The 24,659-nt window shown below is 56.5% G+C and carries 25 protein-coding genes and 2 pseudogenes; 4 read left to right on the plus strand and 23 right to left on the minus strand.

Annotation, left to right across the window (positions count from 1 at the left end):
- Window positions 1-293: 293 nt before the first annotated feature.
- From AC1VYI_RS00730 to AC1VYI_RS00740, 3 genes are read right to left on the minus strand one after another with little or no spacing between them, the layout of a single operon-like run.
- Window positions 294-1,106, minus strand: a complete 813-nt coding sequence (locus AC1VYI_RS00730; protein ID WP_003032093.1) for a PfkB family carbohydrate kinase — start codon at window positions 1,104-1,106, stop codon at window positions 294-296.
- Window positions 1,107-1,118: 12 nt separating this feature from the next.
- The gene (locus AC1VYI_RS00735) at window positions 1,119-2,093 is read right to left on the minus strand and encodes an SIS domain-containing protein (RefSeq protein WP_003032095.1); all 975 of its coding nucleotides are present in this window, start codon (window positions 2,091-2,093) and stop codon (window positions 1,119-1,121) included.
- 4 nt (window positions 2,094-2,097) lie between these two features.
- Entirely contained in the window at window positions 2,098-2,883 is a 786-nt protein-coding gene (locus AC1VYI_RS00740) for an ABC transporter substrate-binding protein (protein ID WP_003032097.1), read from the minus strand.
- 226 nt (window positions 2,884-3,109) lie between these two features.
- Between AC1VYI_RS00740 and AC1VYI_RS00745 the strand changes: the two genes are divergently transcribed.
- Window positions 3,110-3,874, plus strand: coding sequence for a GntR family transcriptional regulator (locus tag AC1VYI_RS00745; protein WP_032451558.1), 765 nt, complete (start codon window positions 3,110-3,112; stop codon window positions 3,872-3,874).
- A gap of 100 nt (window positions 3,875-3,974) precedes the next feature.
- On the opposite strand, the gene AC1VYI_RS00750 is transcribed toward AC1VYI_RS00745, so the two are convergent.
- Window positions 3,975-4,727, minus strand: a complete 753-nt coding sequence (locus AC1VYI_RS00750) for a VOC family protein (protein WP_063928089.1) — start codon at window positions 4,725-4,727, stop codon at window positions 3,975-3,977.
- Window positions 4,724-5,149 (minus strand): annotated as a pseudogene (locus tag AC1VYI_RS00755) (L-2-amino-thiazoline-4-carboxylic acid hydrolase); the annotation flags it as partial. The gene AC1VYI_RS00750 and the pseudogene AC1VYI_RS00755, both read right to left, overlap by 4 nt.
- A 40-nt stretch (window positions 5,150-5,189) precedes the next feature.
- Between AC1VYI_RS00755 and AC1VYI_RS00760 the strand changes: the two are divergent.
- Both AC1VYI_RS00760 and AC1VYI_RS00765 read left to right on the plus strand, forming a co-directional pair.
- Window positions 5,190-5,887 (plus strand): IS1 family transposase gene (locus AC1VYI_RS00760; RefSeq protein WP_227114072.1). Its coding sequence is split into 2 segments (ribosomal slippage): window positions 5,190-5,439 and window positions 5,439-5,887, totalling 699 coding nucleotides; the frame shifts between segments, so codons are not numbered across the junction.
- A 19-nt stretch (window positions 5,888-5,906) separates the two neighbouring features.
- On the plus strand, window positions 5,907-6,149 hold the full coding sequence (locus AC1VYI_RS00765) for a hypothetical protein (protein ID WP_176450295.1): 243 nt from the start codon (window positions 5,907-5,909) through the stop codon (window positions 6,147-6,149).
- A gap of 55 nt (window positions 6,150-6,204) precedes the next feature.
- On the opposite strand, the gene AC1VYI_RS00770 is transcribed toward AC1VYI_RS00765, so the two are convergent.
- From AC1VYI_RS00770 to tap, 5 genes are all read right to left on the minus strand, one after another.
- Window positions 6,205-6,822, minus strand: a complete 618-nt coding sequence (locus AC1VYI_RS00770) for a DUF2913 family protein (RefSeq protein WP_063941969.1) — start codon at window positions 6,820-6,822, stop codon at window positions 6,205-6,207.
- 126 nt (window positions 6,823-6,948) lie between these two features.
- Window positions 6,949-7,770, minus strand: a complete 822-nt coding sequence (locus AC1VYI_RS00775) for a hypothetical protein (protein WP_063941968.1) — start codon at window positions 7,768-7,770, stop codon at window positions 6,949-6,951.
- Between the two features lie 96 nt (window positions 7,771-7,866).
- Window positions 7,867-8,772: a hypothetical protein gene (locus tag AC1VYI_RS00780; protein WP_063941967.1), complete on the minus strand. Its 906-nt coding sequence runs from the start codon at window positions 8,770-8,772 to the stop codon at window positions 7,867-7,869.
- Between the two features lie 988 nt (window positions 8,773-9,760).
- Window positions 9,761-10,636 carry an incFII family plasmid replication initiator RepA gene (gene repA, locus AC1VYI_RS00785; protein WP_163277218.1) on the minus strand — a complete coding sequence of 292 codons (876 nt, stop codon included), beginning with the start codon at window positions 10,634-10,636 and terminating at the stop codon, window positions 9,761-9,763.
- Window positions 10,617-10,697, minus strand: a complete 81-nt coding sequence (gene tap / locus AC1VYI_RS00790; protein ID WP_071667455.1) for a RepA leader peptide Tap — start codon at window positions 10,695-10,697, stop codon at window positions 10,617-10,619. The genes repA (AC1VYI_RS00785) and tap overlap by 20 nt, the downstream gene beginning before the upstream one ends.
- A 53-nt stretch (window positions 10,698-10,750) precedes the next feature.
- On the opposite strand from tap, the pseudogene AC1VYI_RS00795 reads away from it, so the two are divergent.
- A pseudogene (locus tag AC1VYI_RS00795) lies at window positions 10,751-10,863 on the plus strand (replication protein RepA).
- A 61-nt stretch (window positions 10,864-10,924) separates the two neighbouring features.
- Here the strand turns inward: AC1VYI_RS00795 and repA (AC1VYI_RS00800) are convergent.
- The 13 genes from repA (AC1VYI_RS00800) to traD all read right to left on the minus strand — a co-directional run bounded on the left by repA (AC1VYI_RS00800) (window position 10,925) and on the right by traD (window position 24,557).
- Window positions 10,925-11,182: a replication regulatory protein RepA gene (repA, locus tag AC1VYI_RS00800; RefSeq protein ID WP_057064915.1), complete on the minus strand. Its 258-nt coding sequence runs from the start codon at window positions 11,180-11,182 to the stop codon at window positions 10,925-10,927.
- A gap of 151 nt (window positions 11,183-11,333) precedes the next feature.
- Entirely contained in the window at window positions 11,334-11,888 is a 555-nt protein-coding gene (locus AC1VYI_RS00805) for a phospholipase D family nuclease (protein ID WP_071667454.1), read from the minus strand.
- 11 nt (window positions 11,889-11,899) lie between these two features.
- Window positions 11,900-12,136, minus strand: a complete 237-nt coding sequence (locus AC1VYI_RS00810) for a hypothetical protein (RefSeq protein WP_224019239.1) — start codon at window positions 12,134-12,136, stop codon at window positions 11,900-11,902.
- Between the two features lie 97 nt (window positions 12,137-12,233).
- Window positions 12,234-12,542 carry a hypothetical protein gene (locus AC1VYI_RS00815; protein WP_071667453.1) on the minus strand — a complete coding sequence of 103 codons (309 nt, stop codon included), beginning with the start codon at window positions 12,540-12,542 and terminating at the stop codon, window positions 12,234-12,236.
- Window positions 12,539-13,081 carry a hypothetical protein gene (locus tag AC1VYI_RS00820; RefSeq protein WP_482875956.1) on the minus strand — a complete coding sequence of 181 codons (543 nt, stop codon included), beginning with the start codon at window positions 13,079-13,081 and terminating at the stop codon, window positions 12,539-12,541. Before AC1VYI_RS00820 ends, AC1VYI_RS00815 begins: the two co-directional genes overlap by 4 nt.
- 221 nt (window positions 13,082-13,302) lie before the next feature.
- Window positions 13,303-13,911, minus strand: a complete 609-nt coding sequence (locus AC1VYI_RS00825) for a DUF2726 domain-containing protein (RefSeq protein WP_071667451.1) — start codon at window positions 13,909-13,911, stop codon at window positions 13,303-13,305.
- Window positions 13,908-14,228 carry a hypothetical protein gene (locus AC1VYI_RS00830; RefSeq protein WP_071667450.1) on the minus strand — a complete coding sequence of 107 codons (321 nt, stop codon included), beginning with the start codon at window positions 14,226-14,228 and terminating at the stop codon, window positions 13,908-13,910. Before AC1VYI_RS00830 ends, AC1VYI_RS00825 begins: the two co-directional genes overlap by 4 nt.
- A gap of 91 nt (window positions 14,229-14,319) precedes the next feature.
- Complete coding sequence (locus AC1VYI_RS00835) at window positions 14,320-14,592, minus strand: hypothetical protein (RefSeq protein WP_057069530.1); 273 nt, start codon at window positions 14,590-14,592, stop codon at window positions 14,320-14,322.
- Window positions 14,593-14,795: 203 nt separating this feature from the next.
- On the minus strand, window positions 14,796-15,587 hold the full coding sequence (locus AC1VYI_RS00840; protein ID WP_071667449.1) for a DsbA family protein: 792 nt from the start codon (window positions 15,585-15,587) through the stop codon (window positions 14,796-14,798).
- Window positions 15,588-15,620: 33 nt separating this feature from the next.
- Entirely contained in the window at window positions 15,621-16,301 is a 681-nt protein-coding gene (locus AC1VYI_RS00845; protein WP_071667448.1) for a fertility inhibition protein FinO, read from the minus strand.
- A 66-nt stretch (window positions 16,302-16,367) separates the two neighbouring features.
- Window positions 16,368-17,105 (minus strand): type-F conjugative transfer system pilin acetylase TraX, encoded by a 738-nt coding sequence (gene traX / locus AC1VYI_RS00850; RefSeq protein WP_047359711.1) that lies wholly within the window; start codon window positions 17,103-17,105, stop codon window positions 16,368-16,370.
- Window position 17,106: 1 nt separating this feature from the next.
- Window positions 17,107-22,347, minus strand: a complete 5,241-nt coding sequence (gene traI, locus AC1VYI_RS00855) for a conjugative transfer relaxase/helicase TraI (protein ID WP_163277219.1) — start codon at window positions 22,345-22,347, stop codon at window positions 17,107-17,109.
- A complete protein-coding gene (gene traD, locus AC1VYI_RS00860) occupies window positions 22,347-24,557 on the minus strand; it encodes a type IV conjugative transfer system coupling protein TraD (RefSeq protein ID WP_482875982.1) in 2,211 nt (736 codons plus the stop codon). Before traD ends, traI begins: the two co-directional genes overlap by 1 nt.
- Window positions 24,558-24,659 lie beyond the last annotated feature (102 nt).

Consider the following 24,659-nt stretch of genomic DNA (forward strand, 5'->3'; position numbering starts at 1 on the left):
CTTAATGAAGTAAGCTCCCGGCGATAAACCCACCACTTTACTAAGGGTATTGTCCTTTAATTAACCAGCACACACAAGTAATCAGTTACTTACATACTTCAATAATAAGTGGCAGCGCCTTTTATCATCAGATCGGCAATCAGAAATAATATTAACGAAACGCCAGACTTACCGAAGCCGGCATCAAGTTTGCTCGTTGAGCAGGACCATCATTTTTGCTGCAAAAACAGCAGAATGAGCGGTTCCCATTAACGAAGGGGAATCCACTCAAAAGCGGAGACATTCCTGCGGGATTAATAAGCTTCGCCTTCGCCGAAGGCGCCGTCCACCAGGCAAATTCTCGCTGCAAAATGCGCAGCAGCCTGCAGTGCTGCGGTGATATTACCGTGCTGACGTAAATGGAGCAGAAACGCAGTGATAAACGCATCACCCGCACCTAATGTATCCACTGGTGTTACCGTCTCCGGCTCCTGCTGATACCAGTCTTTACCATCGAACAGAAGTGCACCTTGCTCGCCACGCGTCGCGACCGCCAAACCGCTGCCTGCCTGCACCGCCTGCACCAGAAGTTCACGCGTTTCTACCAGCGACCATCCCGCACAGGAGAAAAATGCCGCGTCGAGCCAGCGGCATAATGGCAGCGCCTGTGCGATGACAAAATCATCTGAGAAATCATATGAAAGCCATCCGGATAACGTTGCCAGCGCAGGTAGTTGCGCATCAATATAGCTGTAGCTGCTGGTGTGGATCAGCGAGAAATCATTAAGCCAGTCCATCTGTTGCAAAATAAAGTCCATCGATTCCGTCTGACGCACACCGCCGAGATTCGAACCGAGAAACACCCGTTCCCCCTGTTCAATCGTCAGCCGCGCATAGCCATTTTCACCCGCAACCTGACGGCAATGGCGTATATCGATGCCGAACTTTGCCAGCGCACGCATCACATGGTCAGCCGCCGCATCGTTACCAAAAATGCCCAGATAGGCAGCCGATGCATCCAGCATCGCCGCATACACGCTGAAATTGAGCGCGTTGCCTCCAGGATACCGTACACGCCGGTGTTCATATTTATCGACAACGTTGTCGCCTATGCCAATGACTTTCATTGATCGCCGCCCTTAGTAATCCACCACGCCCATATAGCGGCGGGTTGAGAGCGGATGCTGGCGGATATCAGCCAGTGCCGCACGGTAGTCGCACATGATGCTGTAAAACAGCACCGGGTTAAAGTAGTCCACCACTGATGCAGGCAGCGCATTCAGGCCCAACTCGCGGGCGTCCACAACCTCTGTTTTGTCGTTATAACGATTCAGGAACGCCTGCGCACGCTGATCCAGAGCACGTGTGCGGCCTTCATTCATCAGGAGGATAAAGGGTACGTGATTATCGGTGACTTCAAATGGGCCATGAAAGAACTCGCCGCTGTGAATAGAAGCGGCATCGAGACGCTGCATTTCCATCAGTGAGCAGATGGCGAATCCATAGGCATGCCCGTATGAGGCGCCACTCGAAAGCACATAGAACAGGGACTCATGCTGATAGCGTTCTGCGAACGCGGCGCAACGGGTTACCACCTTAGCGCGGGCCTGGCGGATCACCGTATCGATTTGCGCAAAGCCATGCTGGAAAGCCTGCCATTCGGCAAAATCTTCCACCTGATACAGCGTATCCATGCACAGGCTGAGGATCAGCGCCATCGGGTTTTCGGTGACCAGCGTATCATCACCCCATTTATATAACAGGTTATGGTCGGCCCATTGCAGCAGTTCCGCTTCCGCATTGTGCGTAAGCGTGATAGTGGCGGCACCACGGTTTTTTGCCAGTTGAGCCGCAGCCACAGACTCTGGCGTGTTGCCACCATGCGAACAGACAATCACGAGTGACGAGGCACCTAACGCGCGCGGTGCAGCATGCACAAATTCATTGGCAGTCATCATCCATGAGCGCAGATTTTCACTCTGCTCATTGAGGAAATAATGAGCAGGATACATATCGACCAGCGAGCCACCGCAAGCGACCAGGAAAACCTGACGCAGCGGCTTATCCTGAAAATGGCTGCTCATCAGGGAGGTAATGATGGGTTGGGTCTGCATGGGGTTAATCACCGTAGATATTGAAATTGAAGTATTTTTTCGCTAAACGATCATAGGTTCCGTTGGCGCGAATCGCGGCGATCGCCTTGTTAAAACGGGCCTGCAAATCTATATCATCCTGCCGTAACCCGATCCCGGTGCCGGGCCCAAAGATCTCATCATCTTTGACTTGCGGCTGGATTAGCGTGAACTTTTGGCCCTGGGGTTTGCTCAACAGCGCTTCAGTGATCACCACCGCATCATCGAGCGTGCCATCAAGGCGGCCATTAATCAGATCGGCATAGACCGATTCCGCATCCGGATAAGCAACCACCTCAACGCCCGCGTTGCGCCAGTATTTGTTGGCATAACTTTCAAATACCGAACCCTGCTGGACGCCAATACGTTTACCTTTCAGCGATGCCGCCGTGGGGGCGAGCGAACTGCCTTTAGCGGTCACCAGGAATGCGGGAGTATTGAAGAGTTTGTCACTGAAAGAGATGGCTTTTTTACGTTCATCAGTGATCGACAGAGAAGAAAGAATGGCATCAAATTTCTTTGCCTGAAGTGCCGGAATAAGCCCGTCGAAGCTGTTCTGTACCCAGGAGCATTGCACCTTCATCTCCGCGCAAATCGCATTACCAAGGTCGATATCGAAACCGATGAGCTGACCATTGGCATTTTTCGATTCAAACGGTGGGAAGGTCGGGTCGATACCGAAACGCAGCTGATCCGCCGCCGCCGACGTGTGAATGCAGCCTAACATGGCTATCGCTGAAGCAAGCCCGGCGATGGCTTTTTTAATTTTCATAGCTGTTCCCCCCAATGTTTAAACATACCAAAAAATATACCACGAAGATTGATATACGCTCGATCTGGCGGATATAGCAACAATAATTCGCGAATAATAACCAAAAAAATTGTCGTGGTATGTTATGCTTAGTGTCACGCCATACCGATATAAATGATTTTTATTTTGTATAATCAACTGATTGATTTCCTATTTTTTGCTTTCCATAACCGACACAAAACAGACCATGACCAGCCCAGTAAAACAGACCAGAAGGCCGCGCAGGAGCTATCTCGACGCGCGCAAAAAACTACTCGGAATGCTCAATTCACCCGATTTCAACAGCGGCGATCAGATCCCCGCAGAGCGCGAATTAAGCGAGGTGTTGGGTATCAGCCGTGTGACAGTGCGAAAAATCATCACTGAATTGATTGACGAAGGCGTGCTGGAAAGACGGGGGAATCAGGGAACCTGGTTGGTCGATACGGCGATTGAACGCCCGCTACAGCCTGCGCTGGGCATCAGTAAAATTCTTGAATTGAATGGCGCAGTGCCCAGCAGCCAGTTGATCTACTTCCATATTTCCGCGGCCAGCGCCCGCATTGCACGGCTACTGCACATTGAAGAGGGCGATCCTTTAGTCATGATCAAACGCCTGCGCCTGGCTGATGGACACCCTTTCTGCATCGAAACCAGTTACTTACCTCAAGCCCGTGTCGCGGATTTGAGCGCTGATATGTTAGAAAAAGAAGGGTCGCTTTATCGCCTGCTGGCTGAACGTTACGCTATTCACGATGTGTACGATGAAGGAACCATCCGGGCAGCGGCGATGAGCGAAGAGGAGCATCAACTGTTGCAGGCGAAACCAGAGAGCCCGGCGCTGGTCTACCGTGGTGTGATTTACGATAGCCAGCATCAGCCGATTGAGTATCTGGTCTCGGTGAATCACCCGCAACGCGTCGCTTTTCGCATCAATGGCGGCCTGAAGGAAGTGGACGTGCTTTCACCGTGACGGGCTATTGCATGTTTTCGCCGCCAGCGGGGCGTGGATAATGGCTTCCGCCATTTGGCCGGCACCAATAAAATGTACATTTGCCATGAGCGGCAACGCCTTATTGAAAGCGATATTCACCGCGACCGACGCGAAAACGCTGGCCTTTCAGCGACGGATCAGAGGCGTTAAAAACCAGTTCGACTAATCGATTGGCCTCCCCCTGACGAAAGAGAAAGCGCTGCTGTCCTGCGGACAGACCTTCAGACAGTTCATTAAAACCGAACAACGCGTGCCAGTGCTCACGCGCGGCCTGCGGATCCTGCACCTCAAAAATGGCGCTCTGTAATGTCACTTCGCCTGCCGGATGCGGCTTGTCGAGCCCCTGAGCGCGTAGCCGCGTTAGCCGTGCGTTATCATCTTCTCCCCATTGCAGAACAAAGGGATACGGCAGGCCGTTAAAATCCCCATCAATGGTAAAAATACGCCAGCTAATGACGTTTCCTTGCGGGTCGTTGCGCTGGCCGTTAACAATTGGCGAGACCTGTAACCCTTGACTGCGCAACTCTGCATGCGTCTGGTCAATATCATCCGTGCGCAACGCTACCCGGTGCAGCACCAGGTTTTCGGGCAAGAGTTGCGCCGCATCACGGGAGAGCAAAAAATCGGCCTGCGCCGAAGCCAGCTCAACATAATCGTAAATGGCGAGAAACTCGATGTAGGTAAGCCCGAAATAACTGAGCGCATTCCAGGTTCCCCAGCCAGGGTGACGCCCACCGGCAAACGCGTTGAGCCCCTGCCCGGCAAACGTTGCAATCGCCTCGTCCGGCTGGTTCACAAACTGAACAGCGTGATCCCATTTTAATGTTGTCATGAAGCCTCCTGAGACTGATAGAAACGCAGGCGGCAGGCGGCATCCCCCCGCGCCAGCGCCGTCTCAACCGCTAGCTGCACGCCATCAAGCGCATCGGTTAACGCATGATCCCCCTCCATGCAGATATCACACAGCGTCTCAATCTGCCGGGCATCGCGTCCCTGCTGGCGCCAGCAATTGACGTAAGGGCAATAATGGAACAGCACAATAAACTCTGACGGGCTGGCCGAAACGGTCTCCATTTCGTAAACCCGCGATTCCAGGCCACGGGTAAACACGGCGGCAAACTCCTGCAGGTCGTGACCATGACGCATCTTCGCGCGCACGGAACGTCCGATATCACGGCCATAATGGCGGATAGCGTCACGCGCATAATCGTCAGGCTGATGGCGTTGTCGGGACTCATCGGTAATGGTGCCAACTTACTGATTTAGTGTATGATGGTGTTTTTGAGGTGCTCCAGTGGCTTCTGTTTCTATCGGCTGTCCCTCCTGTTCAGCTACTGAAGGCGTGGTGCGTAACGGTAAAAGTACTGCCGGACATCAGCGCTATCTCTGCTCTCACTGCCGTAAAACATGGCAGCTACAGTTCACTTACACCGCTTCTCAACCCGGTACGCATCAGAAAATCATTGATATGGCCATGAATGGCGTCGGATGTCGCGCCAGTGCACGCATTATGGGCGTTGGCCTCAACACGGTTTTACGACACTTAAAAAACTCAGGCCGCAGTCGGTAACCTCGCGCATACAACCGGGCAGTGATGTGATTGTCTGCGCTGAAATGGACGAACAGTGGGGCTACGTCGGTGCTAAATCACGTCAGCGCTGGCTGTTTTACGCGTATGACAGGATACGGAGGACGGTTGTGGCGCACGTATTCGGTGAACGCACTCTGGCCACTCTGGAGCGTCTTCTGGGCCTGCTGTCGGCCTTTGAGGTCGTGGTATGGATGACGGATGGCTGGCCGCTTTATGAATCACGCCTGAAGGGAGAACTGCACGTTATCAGCAAGCGATATACGCAGCGCATTGAGCGGCATAACCTGAATCTGAGGCAACATCTGGCAAGGCTGGGCAGGAAGTCACTGTCGTTCTCAAAATCGGTGGAGCTGCATGACAAAGTCATCGGGCATGATCTGAACATAAAACACTATCAGTAAGTTGGAGTCATTACCCACTTTGCAAGTGAGAAAAGACTGGTCTAAAGGAGTTAAAATCAATCCTGAACACACGGGCGAAATAATAAACATTACTGCAGCGAATGTGTTGATCAAAAGTGACAAAAATCAGGCCATTTTTTATGGAGCGGATAGGGCTATGCAGGGCGGAATCAATACCTTTGCCCTTAATGATAAGGTTCGATTCACGCCAGAAGCAAGCTCCGCAAAATATCCTAATGCAAAGAATATAATGAAGCTTTAATACCTCAGTAATGTCATGAAAATGACCGGTCTGACTGAAGACGATCTGGCACAGATCAGCCACTAATCACCTTTTCTGGCACTCCCTGTCCGGCTATAAGCGTATACTGGTGGGGCAGGGAGGCACCAGACTCAGGCTCTGCTTGCCAGCCACAGCGATGAAACAGCTTCATCACCCCCGCTACGTTTCCCGTCAGACGCGCTGTCAGCGGATTTATCTGTTGGCCGCTGTCGTCAAAAGCGACATCGAGGTTGGCCCGTGAGAGATAAATGCCGTTCACGCCCGCACTGAGCGCCACAGCATTCCGGCCGGACCATTCCCGATCGCTAAGCAGACGGTAGTTCCAGTGCATATCTTTCGCTGTTTCCAGCGCATAGGTCAGCCGGAACAGATCGTTCTGTTCAGTCAGCTCGCCAGTGCAGGAGCGCCAGAGGTAATTCAGCTTGCTGGCCAGCTTCGCGCTGACGCCCAGCTGGCGTCCCTGTTTCAGAAGCCACTCGATATCGGGGGCAACATCACGCGGAAAACGCCGTTGCTTCAGTGCGGTAGCCAGCCAGCGTGTGAGAAAAAGGTTTTCCTGCGCCGGTGATAACACATCACCTTTTTGTCTGGCCAGCGCAAGCGCCACCAGGGCACACCAAGCCAGGTGGCCCGATTTTTCTGTCAGCGTCACTGCGTGTCCTTCTCCTTTCTGTTCCTGGTTGTTCATGCATCACTCTGGCATATTTTAACCGTAAAGGAGGCAGCCAGTCATATGAAACTAAGCGATTACTATAAATTTATTCAATGCCTTCCATAGTTAATCAGCTAAAGAAATGAATATACGTTCACTGTCATATATATTTATTATCCTTTTGGTTTTATCTTTATTCCAGTGACAACGACCTGCAAAAATAATTGCAGCCCCTTCGAGACTTTCAGAATCTGAAATATTAAATTTTTCGATTATTGCATCACGCAGATCGCCTAAGGGTATTCCAACATCCCTGCATTCAGCAGGATTAAGCCATTCAATATCATTGTTCGAGTTATATAGCGTCCCCCAGTAAAACCTGAGTGCATTTTTAGTCATGGGTTCAGCATCAGGAAATTTCACAAATAAATTTTTGGCTTTATACTTGAAGTCGCCGAACGGGATGATCGTATCAGACGTCGCCAGTCCTGTCCCCCGGATTAAGCTGTGCAGTATTTTTTGAAGTGAAACTGTCGGAACTCGCTTTTGTTCTGACTTTATGGTGTGAGCTTTATTGTGCCCCGTCCCGGTTATCTCCGTTTTCCCGCTTAAACCAGACGGTTCGCTGCCTGCTGAAGAAGCACTGTCAAAATTGAAGCTTATTTTAATTGTATCTGACTCTGCGATTATCTGCTGAACTTCAGAAGCATTTCTGACTTCCCTTTGTCGTTGCGGTGAGAGTGTACTTTCCCTGCAGGTGCAGTACCGGGACCCAAAACAGGCCTGTTTACCATCAACACTTTTTTTTCTGTAGAATGCCTGTTCACGGCAACCAGGGCATACCAGTGAATGCCTTAATTTCTCTATTTCTTTCTCAGGTAATTTTTGGAAATCGATAACTGAGTAGCACTTATCGACACCACCAAAAGTACAAATACTATTAAACATAGTAAAGTCACCTCCTGTTATTTTGTTATTTAAAAGATAATTAAAATCCCCTCAATATAACACATTACTTTTTCTCTCTTACCTGTTGTGCCCTTCTCAGCGCATAGCCCAGGCGTAATGTTTTTCCGCATAGTTGTACAGCCGGTAAGAGTTCTGTTCGTCGCCACCAATAAAAATACCGTTATCCATAATCCCCTCGGCCAGCCGCTGCGTATACCGGTGCGCAGCCTCATCCAGCTCTGCCCGGCTTCCCCATGCCCCCTGTTGCTTACGCCAGTTCAGCCTAACGGCTTTCAGCAGGCGGCACATCTGCTGGCAGATGAAGTAGCAGGCGACGACGTTGCGCGCATCCCCCACAAAGACCACATCGCTGTCCGGGTGCATCATTTCGTTCCACAGGTAGATATCGTAGCAGCCCAGCATCATGGCCACGCGTTTTGCCACGAAACCGCCGTACCAGTAATACGCGGTGCGGGGGATGTTCAGGCGGCGGCTCTCGGCAATATTACCGGTATGGAATGACAGCAGGCCAGATTCCGTCAGTTCCCGGACCAGCACCTCCAGAGCCCTGTGCCAGGCCCCGGTTTCACTGCGCTCAGACAGTGCTGAAAAGTACCGGCTAACAATGCCGGCAATCTGCTGTTCCGGTACGGCGTCACCATTCTCCGTCTGAAGGGACAGTTTACGACACAGTTCCTCGCGCTCCACCAGGGCATTCAGCATGGCATCAGTTGTCACGTTCTGTGCGGTGGCCAGTGACGCGACACGTTCACGCAGGTCGTCAGAGAGAAAGACGCCAGCCCCGGCGGCGACCGCCGACGGTATCCTGACGCGGCGTGTTACGGGCTTGTAGATTTCGCCGGTCTCCGGCCTGATTTTCAGGCCAGCCTTAAGCCAGCGGCTCAGCTCCTGGGGAAGGATATCCGGATTGTCCTTAAGAAAACGCGCCCGGTTTCCGCGCGCCGTTCCGTACACGCTGTCAATGTAGTCGGTCAGCAGCATAACGATATCCACAGAAGTGTTTATAAACACAATTGTTTATATCACATGCATACCGGACAGGCGAGCAGTGCGCAGCCTGTCCACTGAATGCCGCTTTAGCGGCATGGAGGCGCCTGCTGGTATTGAATATGGCACTGTGAGTGAGTGGCGCCGTAGCCCGGCGCAGCCGGTTACGTTATTGATAGGTTCCAGCAATCCATCCCTTCCCCCTGCTAGACTAAAACCCGCTGAAAGCAATGCAGAAGCTTTTGTGCGGCGTCGGAGTGGTCCCGACAAGGCTTTGCCGCAGTCGGGGCGTATCTCCGCGTTAGCGGGCCGTGAGGGCCGCTTACGGGCGTGTATACAATAACTCCAGCGACACCACTTATAGCGACTCATAATCCTAGTTACAACATCCATCATTAAAAGCGACGTTGTTCCGGGCCTTCGGCCCGGGGCGGCCTCGCTTTTCAGTGGTGGGGAGGGGCTGTGAGGGTTCATGCAGGCACTGTTCCTGCTTTTGTGTAAGTATTTTGAATGTTGTAACTATATGCGCTGTGCCGGGGCCCGTCGCGTAGCGATGGGAGCTACTTAAGGTAGTTGCCGAACCGGCGCGGACGTGAGTCCGCTGCAAGGGCGGGCATTCTCAGGAGCCTGTCCACAGGTCAGGCGACGAACAGGTTATATACTTATATGAATGAAATAAAAGATATTTAAAAGAAGTACAGAGCAGGTTTTTAAAGGAAACCACGCACTTTGAAATCAGGTCGGCTGGCGCTCTGTAAGCATAACGGTTGTAACCTTATGGAAAGGTCCCTTGCAGTTATTTGTGGGTAACTGAATTCAGCGACCGGAAATGATGCTGGCGAGGCAATTTCTGGCCATTCTGATGGCGGAATGGGATGAATGTCAGGAAGGACGGTCGTCATTTCGTGCAGAAAACCGTCAGTCGGGAGCTGCAGACGTGCGAAACCCTCCGGCGCCAGCCGGATTTTTCACACAGGAAGGGTTATATGGGGACGGTGGCCAGCCGCGTGTAGTTGTTATCACGCGACATCAGCATGCGCTCTTTCACGCGCCGCTCCAGCTCCCGCTTCATGGCATCAAGACCGCCGGTGAACCGCCCGCTGGCGTATTCCCGCGTCAGCTGTTGCTTCACCAGTGTCACAATGTCCTTACGGGTTCTGTCCGAGTCACGACGTGCACGGGCGCGTTTCAGGCCATGTAGCTTACGCTCGGACTGGTAACTGCGGAACCGTTCGCGCACAAAAAGCCAGGCCTTCGCTATCAGCTCGTCCATCTCCAGTGGCTTCAGGTTCTGCTTCTTACGCTGCTGATTTTCCCATTCGACGCGGCTGCGGCGTGCAGCCACAACAGCCACGTCAGAGACATCGAGCGCCGAGAACAGTGCCGGCGTGAAGGTGATATCTGTCGGTATATTGCAGCCTATCTGCGGGTCATACTCGGTCTGGTAGGTAATCAGCCCCAGCTCCGCCATAAACTTCAGTGCCCGTGTGGCACGGGTGATAGACAGATTGCCACTTTTTGACTCGGTGGCCAGACCGCACTCGATGGCCAGATTGGTAATAGAGCGCTGTGCACGATTGGCCAGCGGGTCATAGTGGAAGCACAACCCCTGGAGCAGCGCATCGATGGCTCGACGACGCAACAACGGCGGCATGCGATGACGTTTACCCAGCGAGCGAACGAACGCCACATGGACGGAAAAGTCAAAACGGGACGTGAAGCCCTCAGCTTTCGCCATCAGCTTACGACAGAACGGCAGGGTCTTTTTCCCCTCGCGCGGCGTGAATACCGGATTCGGGTTTTTGACCTGACGATAATGGGAGAACAGGGTCTGAGCGTCAGTCACACCTTCCCGCACTTATGTTGCACGGAAGGAGCACTGAGCACAGAAGGTATTGCAGTTTTCTGAGCATGCACATATACTCCCCGTACAGAGCAACAGCTTCTGTACGGTTTAGTTAGAGCCCCGGTAATCTTCTTCGTCGCCAAACATAGAAAGATTATCGGGGTTTCGTCTTTTCTGGTTCCGGGTAGACACCTCATCAGAACCAGTTCCCTGCCACCTTGCGGCGTGGCCAGCCATGAAATACATCAGACGATCAGTAATCTAGCACTGAGGTACTTCTTAAGCAACAAATGTGACTTGTTACTTTTTTAGTTTACGCAGTTCTTCCTGTTCAAGGAGGAACTCAAATAACTCAGCCTGAGTCATACCGTACTCGGAGCAAAGAGTATCAAGCGTGTGCTTATTAGCATTCTGAATGAATACCGTAACAGCTTTATGCGTATCCTTTTTACGGGATACCGAACGCTGTTTGCGTTCACCGGATGACAATGGTTGCCCTTTTCGATAAGGCCTCTTTTCTTTCGATGAGGAAGTTACTGCATTTCCGACCTGCGACATATTTGCCTCCTCAAGGATCAAGCAAGGATCGTTTGCAGAGGATACTACAGATTCGTGAAATCAGCGACTTAACTTTACGCGAAAGAGTGAGCCATGTTGGCGCATGACTCACCTGAATGGATGTAGATTGCAGATCACATTACGATGCTGATTAGTATGAAGAATGCCACTCCGTTCCCCCGTCCCAGCGCGACTGCCAGTGCTGAAGGTAGGCTTGCGCCACTTCCGGCACGTCCTTAATCACCAGCACATTCTCGCTATTTCTCGAGGCCGCAGAGCGGGTCATATTAAAGCTGCCTGACTCAACCGTATGATTATCAACAATAATGACTTTATCGTGCATGATGGCGTAGCGACCGTTGGTACGCAGCGGAATACCGGCATTCACCACAACATTCATCGCCGACTGGCTGGTTTTGTTTCGGTTCCCTTTCTCATCGAGCACTATCTTCACATCCACACCCCGGTGTTTTGCTCTGACAAGTGCGCTAACCACCTCAGGAGACGTAAATGAGTAGCCCATCAGCCGAATTTCGTGCTGTGCTGACTCAATAGTCTTAAGGACCAGCTGCAGTGCCGTTCCTTCCGGAGAAAAACCCGTCTCGATGCTGGCGGCATACGCTGCCGGTGCGGGGGCATAAAGGGCCAGACTGAGCAGCCCTGTCACCAACCATCTGCAGGTATTTGCTTTGCTGAGAACTGCCATAGTTATCCTCATTACATACCGTCCATAAAGTGCGGGGAGAGTATCTGTACGTCATTAATCAGCAGCCACAGACTCAGGGTCAGCTCTTCCATCAGAACCACAGCAGCAACCAGTGACGTCCACGCCCGCCGATCGCGTTTCAGGAGCTGACGAAACAGCGCCACGCTGGCCACAAAAATGCCGACAGTTATCCAGGGAACGAGCTGGTTGATAACCATTGCACTGCTGCTGCACTCAAAACATGCCATAGGATTTCCTTCACAGAATTGATTAAGAAACGCCGGGATCGGGGGAAACTCGCTTTGCCCCGAATCCGGGGTTGGACAACGACGCGGAGCGGAGGCGTCAGGACGTTCTGGTATAACGGAACCAGTAGCAGACAGGCCCGTCGTCGGTATCATGGACTGAGCCCAGAAACCAGCTGTCATCATCCGGCGGTTCGGGTATCCAGCCCCGTGCGTCCGGCGCTTCATCAGTAAATCCGGCAGCAAAAACCTCAGGAGCCTCATCGCGCATGGTCATTACAAAGCACTGCAGCCCGTGGATCCTCAGCCAGTAGCTGAACTCCGCCGCGGTTTCGCAGCCACTGCGGGCATACGCCGGATGCGACCAGTACCCCTGCTCATCACGCTCTGCGGTAACAGGCACAATCATCCCCTGACCTCCCCCGGCACGGACTGACTGACGGGCGTTTCGGTGTGGCATTCACCTGCCGTGTCTTCACCGGGCGCCGGTTCGTTCATCATCTGCATCCATCTCTGGCGCTCACCTTCCGACATCCTCCGGCACAGCCCCGGTGCCAGGACATTCAGCAGGCGCTCAATGTACGCCAGCCGGCTCAGCGTCAGGGATGCGTCTTCGGACTCCGGGTGCCTTATCGCCTGAGCCACCTCACGACACTCAAGAATACCTTTCATGAGCCGCACGCCACCGGCCACGCGCTCCAGCTCTTCGTAATGATGTATCTGCTCCATCATTCTCATGAAAATGACCTCATCGCGTTCACGGGCACGCGCTTTTTCACTCATCGCAGTAATGCGCTGATAAACCATCCAGATAAATAACGGCATTGTTATCAGCGCACATGTTTTCAGGCTGGCCCCCTCCGACTGAACGTTATTTATTGCCAGATAAGCAAACAGATAAATCAGGCAGCAGACAAATACCAGCCCGGTATATTTATAAATCCGCATAGTTCACCTTTTAAGTTTAACCTTTAAGTTCAGACATAAAGCCCACATTGAATCCCCGGAACAATCAATATACAGAAAAACCAGGAATGGCATTATTTCCCGTGAATTAACGTTATTTATCGGAAACTTTAATTAACGCAGTCATCTCTCATTAAGGAGTGAGTTTTATTCTGCACCGGGTCAGATGGAGAATGAATTAATACTGCATTGCGCCAGGTAGCTTAACCCGCTTTTTGTTGAGTGATGGCATCTGACACCCCGGACTCGGCCTCAAGTCCCGTCAGAAAGTCCCGTATCATCCTCTGCAGCTCCCGGGCATCACGGCTTCGCAGCAGCGGCATGCCCGCCTGGCGCATGACCTCATCCAGCAGGATGTCGCGCCGGCAGCGGCTTTTTTTCAGGTGGGACGCATCGTCCAGCTCCACGGCCGCCACAACGCGAAACGTCCTGCGGTCAACGATAACCACGTCACAGTGCCACTGGGCTGCCATATGGAAAAGCTTCCACCATGTCCGGCTCCGGCCCCTGACGCGCGGCGTTATCTGCACAATATCGGCCACCCTGACCTGCGGGCACAGATACCACCGCCTCATGTCCACAGCCCGGAACAACCCCTGCATAAAGTGAACCTCACGGTCGGTCATCAGCTGTGCCTGCCGCTCCCAGAACACGCCGCCCGCCATCAGTTGCTCTGTATCACCCACCCTGACGCCAGCCTCTCTCAGCCGCCTGATAAGCGGTGCCTGCGGCCGTTTCTGCTTCAGCACGCAGGAGAGCAGGAAAATCAGTGCCAGCAACGAAACGATAAATACCACCACACCGGCATTCATGAACCCACGCTCCCTTCGCTTCGCACGCCCTCGGATAACTGCCCGCCATCACCCGAGAGGGATTTATCCCGGTGCAGCCCGAACCGTTCAGAGAACAGCCAGCCGCTCAGGATGAGGGTGTTGGCGGGTTCATCAGGTGCGCAAATCGTAATACTCTCTTCCGTCACGTCTGTGATATCAAAGTTCGCACCGCAGAGATGCCGGATAATGTCATCCCGCGAATGAATGCGACCGTCCCCAATCAGTTGCTTCACCGTCCCTTTAATTATATCCCTTGCTTCTTCATTCACACCGGAGCATTTAATTTCTACTGACATACTATTTCCTCTACTGGTTTGAATTTTGTTTATTCTACTAAAAAGACATACCCACCTCTCTGGCGGTAACTTCATAACGAAAAATAAAAAGTCAGGCATCACGAACAGGCTTTGTTTTCCGCAGCCGGACATTACCTGCATCATGTCTGATAATATCTATCTCATTTAATACACGGCGTAATTCGTCACGCATGAACTCCATTTCATTCCATGAGCCAGAATGCCTTATATATTTAGTCATGTGGTAAAAAATTGTCGGCAGGAAAGAGGGTTCATAGTCAACCCTGTTTCTCCGGTAAAGTTTAATGACGGCAAATAGCAATAATATATTTAATATCACCGAAGCAATGACTACGGTATACATATCTGAGGCTCCGTTATATTGAATACAGAGAAGGACCTTTACCAAACGATGAAGGAACATTACTTCGTTAAATACCGTTCGGATGTGTTAACCAGAAACGCCGGAGACGGGGAAAACCTGCTTTTACCCTTCTCCGGGGTTGGACAACTGAGCACGGCGAAGGCGTCAGTCTCTTTTAGCGGTATCAGGTGGCGGACGCCTGATTATTTTTTGGTATCACCGGCAGCATGACTGATGGCCTGCTGCAGGGCCTCCGCGCTGGTGTATCCCGGAATAACCGTCACGTTATCAGCGCTGGCGCCGGTTGACGGGAGAACCACCAGGGCCGGGGTACCGCTGAAGCCCAGCTGCTGCGCGAGTGTGTTTATGCCATCCAGGGTCCCCTGAACGTCAGGGGCTGTTTTCGCATCGAACTTCACGGCTTTTGCGGCCGCGCTGATATCAGCATCGGTCAGCTTACCCTCGTTGTGACCGGTGGCGTAAATCGCGTTGTGATAGTGAAGGTAAGCGTCGGCCCCCTTCTGCTTCCAGACCTGGAGCCCGGTTTTCGCCGCACTGAGCGACGCCGGCCAGCGCTGGCCAAATATCGGGAATTCCCTGAACACAAAGCGCACGTCCGGGTTGGCTTTTATCACCTTCTCCAGCTCCGGCGCCAGGCGGGCACAGTAGATGCACTGGTAATCGAAAAACTCGACGACCGTCACTTTTGCGTCGCCCGGCCCATATGACGGCGTGCCTTTATCGTTGAGCAGTGCCGCCTGATTCTGAACCACGGCGGCCGTCATCGCCTGCTGCTGCTTCTCCTGCTGTTGAGCCTGCAGCTTCTGGCTGACCTCAACCAGCACCTCCGGATGGGCCAGCAGGTAGTCTTTCGCGATTTCACCAATGCGGGCTTCCTGCTCCGGGGTAAAGGCTACGGCTGGTTTCTCTGCTGCCCCCGCCACGCCGGAGACCAGAAGGCCAGCGGCAAGCATGACTGAAAGGGTTTTATTCATGTTCATCCTGTGTTTTTCTCTTCTCTGTTGTTATCAGTTCGTATCGTGTGCGGGCGCGGGTGCTTCCCTGGCCGCCCTGCGCTGTCGTTTAGCATGCTCCTGAGCCCTGCGCTCCACGGCATACGCCGCCTCCTCCTCGCTCACCGGTGCGACCGGTTGTCCGGCAAGGTTTTTACGCCACGCGCCCACCGTCATGGCGCCCAGATACGCATCCGAGCGGGTGACTGCGGCAAGGCAGCGTTTCAGCGTCTTCACGGAAACCTCCAGCCCGCGCTGGCGAATGTCATTGACCATCGCCTCCCGGATGTTGACCGCCAGGAGCTGCGGCTGGCCGTCCGTCACCAGGGACGGCCAGCAACGCTCCAGGAGCGCGAGCGCGTCCGCAAGCGGCATGACCTTCCGGTACACCGGTTCCGGGGCTGGCTTGCGCCTGGCCGCCCGCATGGCCTCCCGCTCCTGCGCCTGTCGCTCTGCCCACAGCCGGGCTTTCTCTGCTTTTCGGGCGGCCTTCTCATCTGCCTGCGCCTTTTTCGCGCTCTCATCCACCGCCTGCTTCCTGACCTTCCAGGCAGGCGTCGTGTTCACCACCACGGTCTTTTTACGCGTGACCCGGCCCGGTCCCACACCGTCCGGTTCACTGTTGTTTACGGCACGCTGACCTTCTGGCTCCGTCTTACGGCGCAGCGTCAGCGTGGGGCGCCCCTGCTCTTTCATCCTGCCTCCGGATAAATCTGTTTCACGTGTATTCCCCTGAGTGACCTTATTCTGACACGGCAGATATCACATCACCATCAGTCCGATGACGGCCAGGTGCACCGCGTAGAACAGCGGGAAAAATTCGCGGGGCCAGAAGCGCGGCACGCGGCAGCAGGTCCGGCTCAGCACCGTCAGGGTAACGCCGGGTATCACCAGACCCGCGATGGCAAAAGCGGGGCTGTCAGCGGCATTCAGCGCGAGTATGGCCAGCGCCAGACACAGCGCCAGCCCCGTGCGCGTGGTGCGCCGGCCCGTCATACAGACGCCGCAGGCCAGCATCAGCATGACTACCCCCGCCAGCCCGTAGCTTCCCGCCGAAAACGGCAGCCAGGCCAGAACCAGCATCAGTGAGAGCGGCCACGCGCGCGGCCCGTGCTGCTGCATCAGCGCCAGCGCCTGTCCGCTGACCACAAAGGCAAACAGGATATTGCCCAGGTCCGGGCGAAGCCCGGCCAGTATCCAGCCACCCTGCGCCACACCCGCCCATATCCAGAGCCGGTTCAGGGCGCGCTGCTGAATCTGCGGATGGCGGGCGAGGTTCATGGCCCAGACCAGGCCAAAGAGCGGAAACGCTCCCCGACCGGCAAGACGCAGCAAGTCATTATCCAGTCCGCACAGCATGCTGATGTGGTCGGCCACCATCAGCAGCAGCGCCACGGTCTTGATAAGGTCGGTCTGCCCCGGCGTCCACACGAGCAGACGCTGCAACCAGCAGTCGGCCACCACCACAAGGGGGAACAGCGGATGGTTTTCAGCGCGCATATCAGTCGCCTCCCAGGGTCTTTTCGCGCTCAAGGTCTCGCACCGTTTCGCGCTCCATCTGCTGCAGGCGGTCCCGCTGCACGTTCTCGCGCACCACCTGAGACACCGCCTCATCCCGGCGGCGTTCTTCCGGCGCATCCGGCAGCGTGAGGGGAGATGCCGGCGTTTCTTTTATCCGCTCCATATCCCGCACCACATCCCGGACGGCGACGTCAGCCCCTCCGGCCGGACCGTCGCCGCTGCGGGCCATCTCGCGGACCGCCTCTTCAGCCCGTTTATCCAGCTCCCGCTGCACCTCAGCCTCCCGGGCCTGCTGTGCCAGCACCTCCGGCGGCACCGTTTCTGCGGGCTGCGTACCGGTGCCGTCGGGCAGGCCGTCGGCCCAGACCCGACCGCCGGTAATGGCGCCGGGGTTCCACGGCCTCGCCTCACCTGCGAGCCGTACCACCACGCCGCTCTGCGGATTCTCCCGCGCCAGCCGCACGCCCTCTTCCATATCCCGCGCCAGCAGCGACTCGCCGTTACGGCTGGCCTGCAGGCCCGCAAACACCGCGTCCCCGCTGCCCATCACCCGGCCTTCACCAGCGAGCCCCTTAAGCTGCCCGTCTCCGGACGTCAGGGCACTCAGCCAGACGCCCGCCTGCCTGCCGTTGCGGTCAAAAGCGGGCAGCGCCACGTGCGGCTGCGGGTATTTCCGCCCCGGCGAAATAAATTTCGCCATCGAGCCCTCGGGCTGCAGCCCGGCCTGGCGCAGCGCAGCGCGACCGGCAGGCACCTCACCCAGCGCTTTTGCCGTCGCCGTCAGGCGGGCGGCATTCGCGACGGCGCGGTCGCCGCGCGGCTCCAGAATGTCATGCGCCGTACTTTTCGCCTGCGATTTTTCCATCGCGGCCACCCACTTATCCCGGTTGTCGGTATAGACCTGCGCGTGCTGCTTCATGCGGCTCAGCGCCACGTAGGCTGACTCGAAGCTCACCATCCGCTTACGTCCGCCGTCCGTACCCTGCAGGGAGATGGAGAAGGGTTCGCTCGCCCCCTGTGAGCCTTCAACGGTAACGGCATAGGCCAGGTCGATGTGCTGCTCTGCCTGCTCGGCTGACGGCGTGAGCGTACGGGTCTGTTTCCCGTCCGACAGCGTGACGCTGTCACCTTTTATCTCACTGACCGACCAGACGCTGTTGGCCACGAAGCCCCGCTCGTTGTCGCTTTTCGAAAAGCGCATCCGGTCGCCTTCCGACACGGTAATGGTGTCCTGACGGTAGAGCGTGACGCCCTCTGTCGCCGCCTGCGCGGGCGACAGGCTGCGGGTATTGCCCTGCGCATCCTTCAGCGTCACCAGGTGCGCCTCCCCGTCCAGCGCCTCAATGCTGTAATAGGTGCTGTCCAGCAGGACCAGGCTGTCGCGGGATGCCTCCCACGTTGTCATGCGCCGCAGCTCGCCGTCGCGGATATTGGCTGGCGTAAGGACCGGCAGCGTGACATCTTTTTCGCCCACCTCGCCGGCATCCTGACGGGCGTCATGAATCATGGCGTTCACCTGGCGGCGGTCGGCGTTCAGGGCGGTGATAACGATGGTCTGCGCCTGCGCCTCTGGCGTGCGCCCAGTGTAGTCCTTCACGATGGCCTCCAGCAGCGTCGCGGGCTGCCCGCCGGGCATCAGGTCGCCGGCCGCCACGGCTTTCGCGATGGCCTCCTCCCGTTCGCGGCTGAACTCCATGACGGAGCTGTCCGGCTGCCAGGCATCCGCCCTGCGCGGCACCTGTGCCGGCGCCACGCGCTCAATGGTCGTCAGGGCGCTGCCGATATCGCGGTTAATCAGGCTGTAGACGGCAGGTTTAAGCTCCGGCGTCTGGCGGACAATCTCCTGCATCACCGCCACGTCAATGGCGCTGCGCTTCTGCAGCAGGCGGAAGGGCTGGCCCGGGGCAATGGACTGCAGCTGGTCGGTATCGCCGCTGGAGACCGCGCGTCCCCCGCCCCCGGCAATCAGGCTGTACGCCTTCGCCATGTCGGCGTTACCGACCATCGAGCTTTCATCCACGAGAAACAGGACGTTGCTGAAGTCCGGTCGTTCGCCGCCGCGCAGCTGCTGCTGCGTGTCGTGAATAAAGGCCGCCAGCGTCTGCGTTTCGGGCACGCCCGCATCGCGCATCTCGCTCACCGCCCGGTGGGTGGGGGCTACGCCGATAACGCGCGGCTGCTCCCGTTCCGGCAGCGTACCGATGGCCGACATGACTGCCCGGAACTGGGTGGTTTTACCCACCCCGGCGTAGCCCTGCACCAGGGTAAAGCGGTCGGGAGATTCCAGTATCATGCGCGTGGCGTTTTGCTGCCCGTCGGTCAGGCCCGCCAGCTGCGCGTCCGGAACCTTATTCATCAGCGGGGTGACGGCCTCCTTTCCCTCAAGGACGTGGCGGATAATGCTTTTTTCAGCGTTGTACGACTGGCGTGAGACCAGCAGCTGCAGGCCGTTTCCCGGCGATACCGGCACCGACAGCAGGTCGCCGCTGCGCACCTGACGGTCCGCTTCCTTTTCGATGGCCTGCAGGCTGAGGCTGTCCTGCTCAAATTCTTTCGCGGCGGCCATCAGCTGCGGCTTCGTGAACGCCAGGCCGTTCCCCTCCAGCACCGGAATGGCCAGATGGATAGCCTGCTGCTCCGGCGTGTGCAGCCCGGCCTTCTGGTGCGCCAGGGCATCATCGAGCCTGTCATGCCCCGCCGCATCCTTAATCTGTTCGGACACGACGCTCCAGGCAGACTGACGCGACAGCTTCTCCGTCGTTTTCTGCGCCGTCTGCGCGGAATAGAGCCGCACCGCCCGGCCGCTGAGCGCCAGTTTGTTCAGCGTGGTGTTATCCAGCTCGCGCTGCGACAGCGAGGCAAAAACCGTGGCGCTGTCGCTCACCGAGCGGCCCGGCGACTCCACCCAGCCCTGCCCCACCTTCGCGGCGGTAAACGGGCTGTCGCCGACGGGCAGGACCACGTCCGCCTTACGCCCGGGCAGGCTGACGACGAGCCCCGCCTCCCCGAGGGCCTTAACGGTCACCGTATCGCCTCCCTTGAGCCGCGTCCCCTGCGCCTGACCCAGCACTGCCAGACGGTCGCCTTCGGCCACCTGCAGCGTGCCGGTGCGGTACAGCGACCAGCTGCTGTTGAGTTCAGACAGGCGGGTCACCCGCGTCTCACCCTGGGCGTTGCGCAGCGTCAGGCTGTTGTTGCGGCCCGTCACGCGGTCAATGACAAAGCGTTCCCGGCTGCGCTCTTCGGCATTCCAGCGCTCCATGACCATCCCCTCCCGGTAGTGGTCGCGCACCTGCTGATGGCGGCTGTCGAGCCAGACCGGCTCCAGCGTGGTGATACTGACCTCCCGCTCGCCCAGCACCTTTTCCGCCTTAAGCGCCTCGCGGACTACGCCTGCGAGCACCGCCTGCTCGCGCGGACCGGTGACCTGCGCCACGCTGTGTTCACCTGCGCGGACGCTTCGGGCAAAGTCAGCGGCCAGGCGGTCATACCGCTGCCGCCGGTCAGGCTCGCTGATAACCGAGACCTGCGTCTTCTCACCGCCCTGCCACGCGAGCGTGCTCACTCCCGCTTCCTTCATGACGGTGAGGGCGCTGCCGGTCCCGGTGCGCTGGCCGCTGTCGGCAATCAGCAGCTGGACGTTATGGCGCAGCGCACCGTCGAGCAGCGTGAGCGTTTCTTTCAGGGTCAGCTTCTCCCCCTGGTCCACAATCAGCGTGCTGCCGGGCGTAAAGGCCATGCCCTCCGTCAGCCCCCGCCTGTCGGTGATATGCTCGCCGCTGAGGCGCTCATCCTGCATAAGGGCGCTGCGCGAACGCCTGTCGGCGGCGATAATCTGCACGTCACGCCCCTGTTCGCGCGCCATCATCGTCAGCTCCGCCACGCGCTCACGCTGGCCGGCCGCCCCGCCCTGACCCGAAATGATCGCCACCGGCGGACGGTCCTGGGCCAGGACACTCACGGCATCGCTGTATGACCGGCTGCGGGGCACGCTTTTATCCGGAAAAATGTCGGCCTGCCCCGTCCGCTGTAAATCGCGGGTCATCGCCGACACCGACAGCTCATCCAGCACGTGGATGTTCGAGGTAAACAGCCCCTTCTCTTTATCCAGCGGGATGAGCTGCTCATTTTTTATCGCCGCATCGATGCCGTCACGCGCCATCTCCACCATGCCCGACCGCGCGGGCAGCTGCCCGAGGGTGGTGGCCAGCAGTTCGGAATACGTGAACCGCGCCCGCCGGTCGCTCAGCATCGCGATGGCCTGCCCGACGCTGCTGTTAATATCAATGGCTTCAGGCGTCGTTGCGGGAATATTCCCCTGCACAACCCGCAGGTCTGCCGCCTCACGGTAGGCTTTAATGTCAAACCCCGTCTCTTTCAGGGTATGCATCCACTCGGCCATGCGCTGTTCGGGGTCAACCTTCTGCTTCGACTGGCGGGTATCGAGCGCCGCCACGTCGCGGGACTTCAGGGACGCGTCATCCCCGACCGCCTCGCTGATGGTCCTGCTGCGGCTGGAATACGGCTCCGTCGGTACGCCCTTCAGCTCCCACATGCCGTGTTTGCCGACCGTCTCAGTCTCATAGCCCATCGCCGCGACGTCATCCTTCAGCGCGGCACGATACAGGCGGCCAAAGGCAATCTGGTTGGCGTAGATATTCTCAATAAACCCGGTTTTACCCACTTTGTCGCTGCTGAGCGTTCGCCACTCATCGCCATGCTGAGTGGCATTGGCCACCACCGCGTGGGTGTGCAGCTGCGGCTCCTGGTCGCGGCTGGTATCGTGGTTAAACAGCGCCATCACCAGGTTGCCGGTCAGCTGCGTCTCGCTCCTGCCCTCCGTCATAACCCGCGTGGAGGCCATTGCCTCTATCTGCTTAATGGCGGTCTCCACCGCGCGGTTGTGTGCCTCAATAAGACGCTTGTCGCCTCCCAGCATGGCCATCACGGAGACACTTTTGGGCGCAGAGAAGGTGAAGTCGTAGCCCGGACGGTGTTTGTTCGCCCCGTCCTGAGTCCGGCTGAGGTCGCTGCCGTCCGGCAGGCGTCCCTCCAGAACCTTCGTAAAGACCTTCTGGTCCACCCCGCCGCTGAGCCCCAGCGCTTCAGCCCCTTTTCCGGCCCAGCGCTCGCCCATACTACCGATAACGTAGTAGTTGTCCTTGTCGGTGTAATAATTGCCCGCGCTGCCGGCGGATTTTACCGATCCGATGCTCATCATCAGATGTATCCTCCCGGCTCAAGATCCTTTTCAGGCGCCCGGTGAACGTTGATGTTCACTTCTTCACGACGCTGCCTCTCCTGAGGAGACAGTTCGTCCTGCTCCGCCTGCCACGCCTCCCATGCCGCCATATCCACTACTTCACCGCTTTCACTGATGCCGGGCGGCAGCTGCTCTGCCTCTTCCGCCTTTGTCTTCAGCTCAGGCTCCACACCGCCGGCGCCTGCCGCACCTGCTACGGATGCCGCGTCTGCAGCGCGGGGCGCGGGCGTCAGTTGCTGTGGCTGCTGTGGCTGCTGTGGCTGCTGTGGCTGCTGTGGCTGCTGTGGCTGCTGTGGCTGCTGTGGCTGACCAACATTCTCCGCACCGCCCTCTGGCGCGACAACATCGGCATCCGGTTCAAAGAGCATGGCGATGCTGCGGGATTCATGTTCACGTGCAGCCAGCGCGGCATTCAGGCGTTCCTCCGCTTTCCCGTCGATGGTGCGCGGAATGAATTCCGGTGCCACCTTTGGACGCTGCTGATACTTCAGCGCCATTTTCACGGCAGGATAAGGTCCGGGAAGCGTGACGTAGCAGGAGAGATCCGGCAACGTCTGGACGTCGGAGTAACTCACCAGGGTGACGCGCTCCATGTCCTTGCCGACCGAGGTACCGTCGCGTACCGGGTCCACACCGTAGGAATACTGCTCGGACGCCTTGAGGATTTCTTTTTCACCGATTTCGCCAGCGGCGAACTCGGCGATATTGCGCGACGGCGAGCGGAAGAAGGCACGGGTGTTCAGCACGTCGAACAGCGTTTCCGCCGGCTTCTGCCCGTAAATATCTTCCAGCTGGGCGTAGGACTGAATGCCAATGACGTAGCAGCCGCCAAACTTACGCGCCTCCGGCAGGATCTCAACCAGGTCCGGCAGCTTGTGCAGGGTAGGCAGCTCGTCGGCGAAGATCCACACGCGGCGGTTACGGTTTTCCCCCATCGCCAGCAGCCCGCGAATGGCGATGGACAACCACATGGAGATAACCGGCTTGAGGGAAGCGTGGGTGTCAGCATTGGAGGAGATAAACAGCCAGCCGTTTTTACCATCCTCACGAACGCCGCGCATCCAGTCGCGTATGGTGAATGACTCGCCGTTATTTTCGATGCCCTGCAGGTAGCGGATAGCCTTGACGTAGTTGGTCAGCACGGCGCGGATGGAGATGGCCGTTTTCTCGATTTTCTCTTCCACCAGGTTCGCCGCCGGGGAGTTTTTCAGGTACGAGCGCAGCTTCTCAATCTTGATGGAAAGCAGCGTGTCGACCAGCTTGCTGTAGCTGCGGTCCTTGTCGTTGCGCATCAGATATGCGGCTTCGGCAAAGATGGTACGTCCCGACCCCTGCCAGAAGGGGTCTTCCTTCGTGCCCATAGGAATAAGCGTGTTGGAAACGTTGTCGAAGTCAGGCTGCGTCAGGCACTCCCGCCACAGGTCCCATGCAGCGCAGCGCGCATCCAGCGGGTTAAGGATTTTATCTGTGGCCGGATCATAGTAGCTTTTGACGAACTCACAGGAGCGGTCATACACGATGACCATATCGCCACGCTGGCGGGCGTAGTTCATCAGACGGCGGATAACTTCTGATTTACCGGCCCCGACGGTACCGTGCAGACAGAAGTTCTGGATCTCCGAGTCCTTAATAAGCGGCAGCTCACCGATTTTGATGTCGGATGCGAGACCGTCGCGCCTGAGCATTTTCGCCACCGCTCTCGGGTCATCAGTCAGCTGGCGCCCTCCCGTTATCTCGTCCTCACTCTGATGCTTACCCTGATGGCCCAGAATCCAGGTGGTGACAAAGAAGGTAATAACGCACACCACGGCCGCGATGATGGCGGCAAGAATAAAGGCCGTCCAGACCTGGTCGGCGCACCACTGGATATATTTGTCCTGCAGTATTTGCTGCGCGTTGTACTTCAGCTCATGGCCGTAATAACGGATGGTATAGACAGGCTGGGATTTGAAAATATCGCGCATGGGGGCCAGCGTCTGACACCAGTAATAAACCATGCCGTTCACGAACGTCTGCCAGGTCAGTTTAACCGACAGCGTAATCGCGACAATTATGCCGAAGAGAATGACGAGACAGTACACGATGATATTGGCGATCTGACTGAACATACGGATGCGCATGCTCGCGATCTGACCGCCCTGGGTCATATCCTTTGCATTAAAACTCATGATGTATGGGTCCGGTATAAATGGGGTTTAGACGGTTATGATAAGGCTACATTCAGGAACGGCTACTTACTGGCCTGGCAAATAAGATGTCACTTACGAAAA

The sequence above is a fragment of the Enterobacter sp. QK-SA4 genome, from assembly GCF_056856775.1.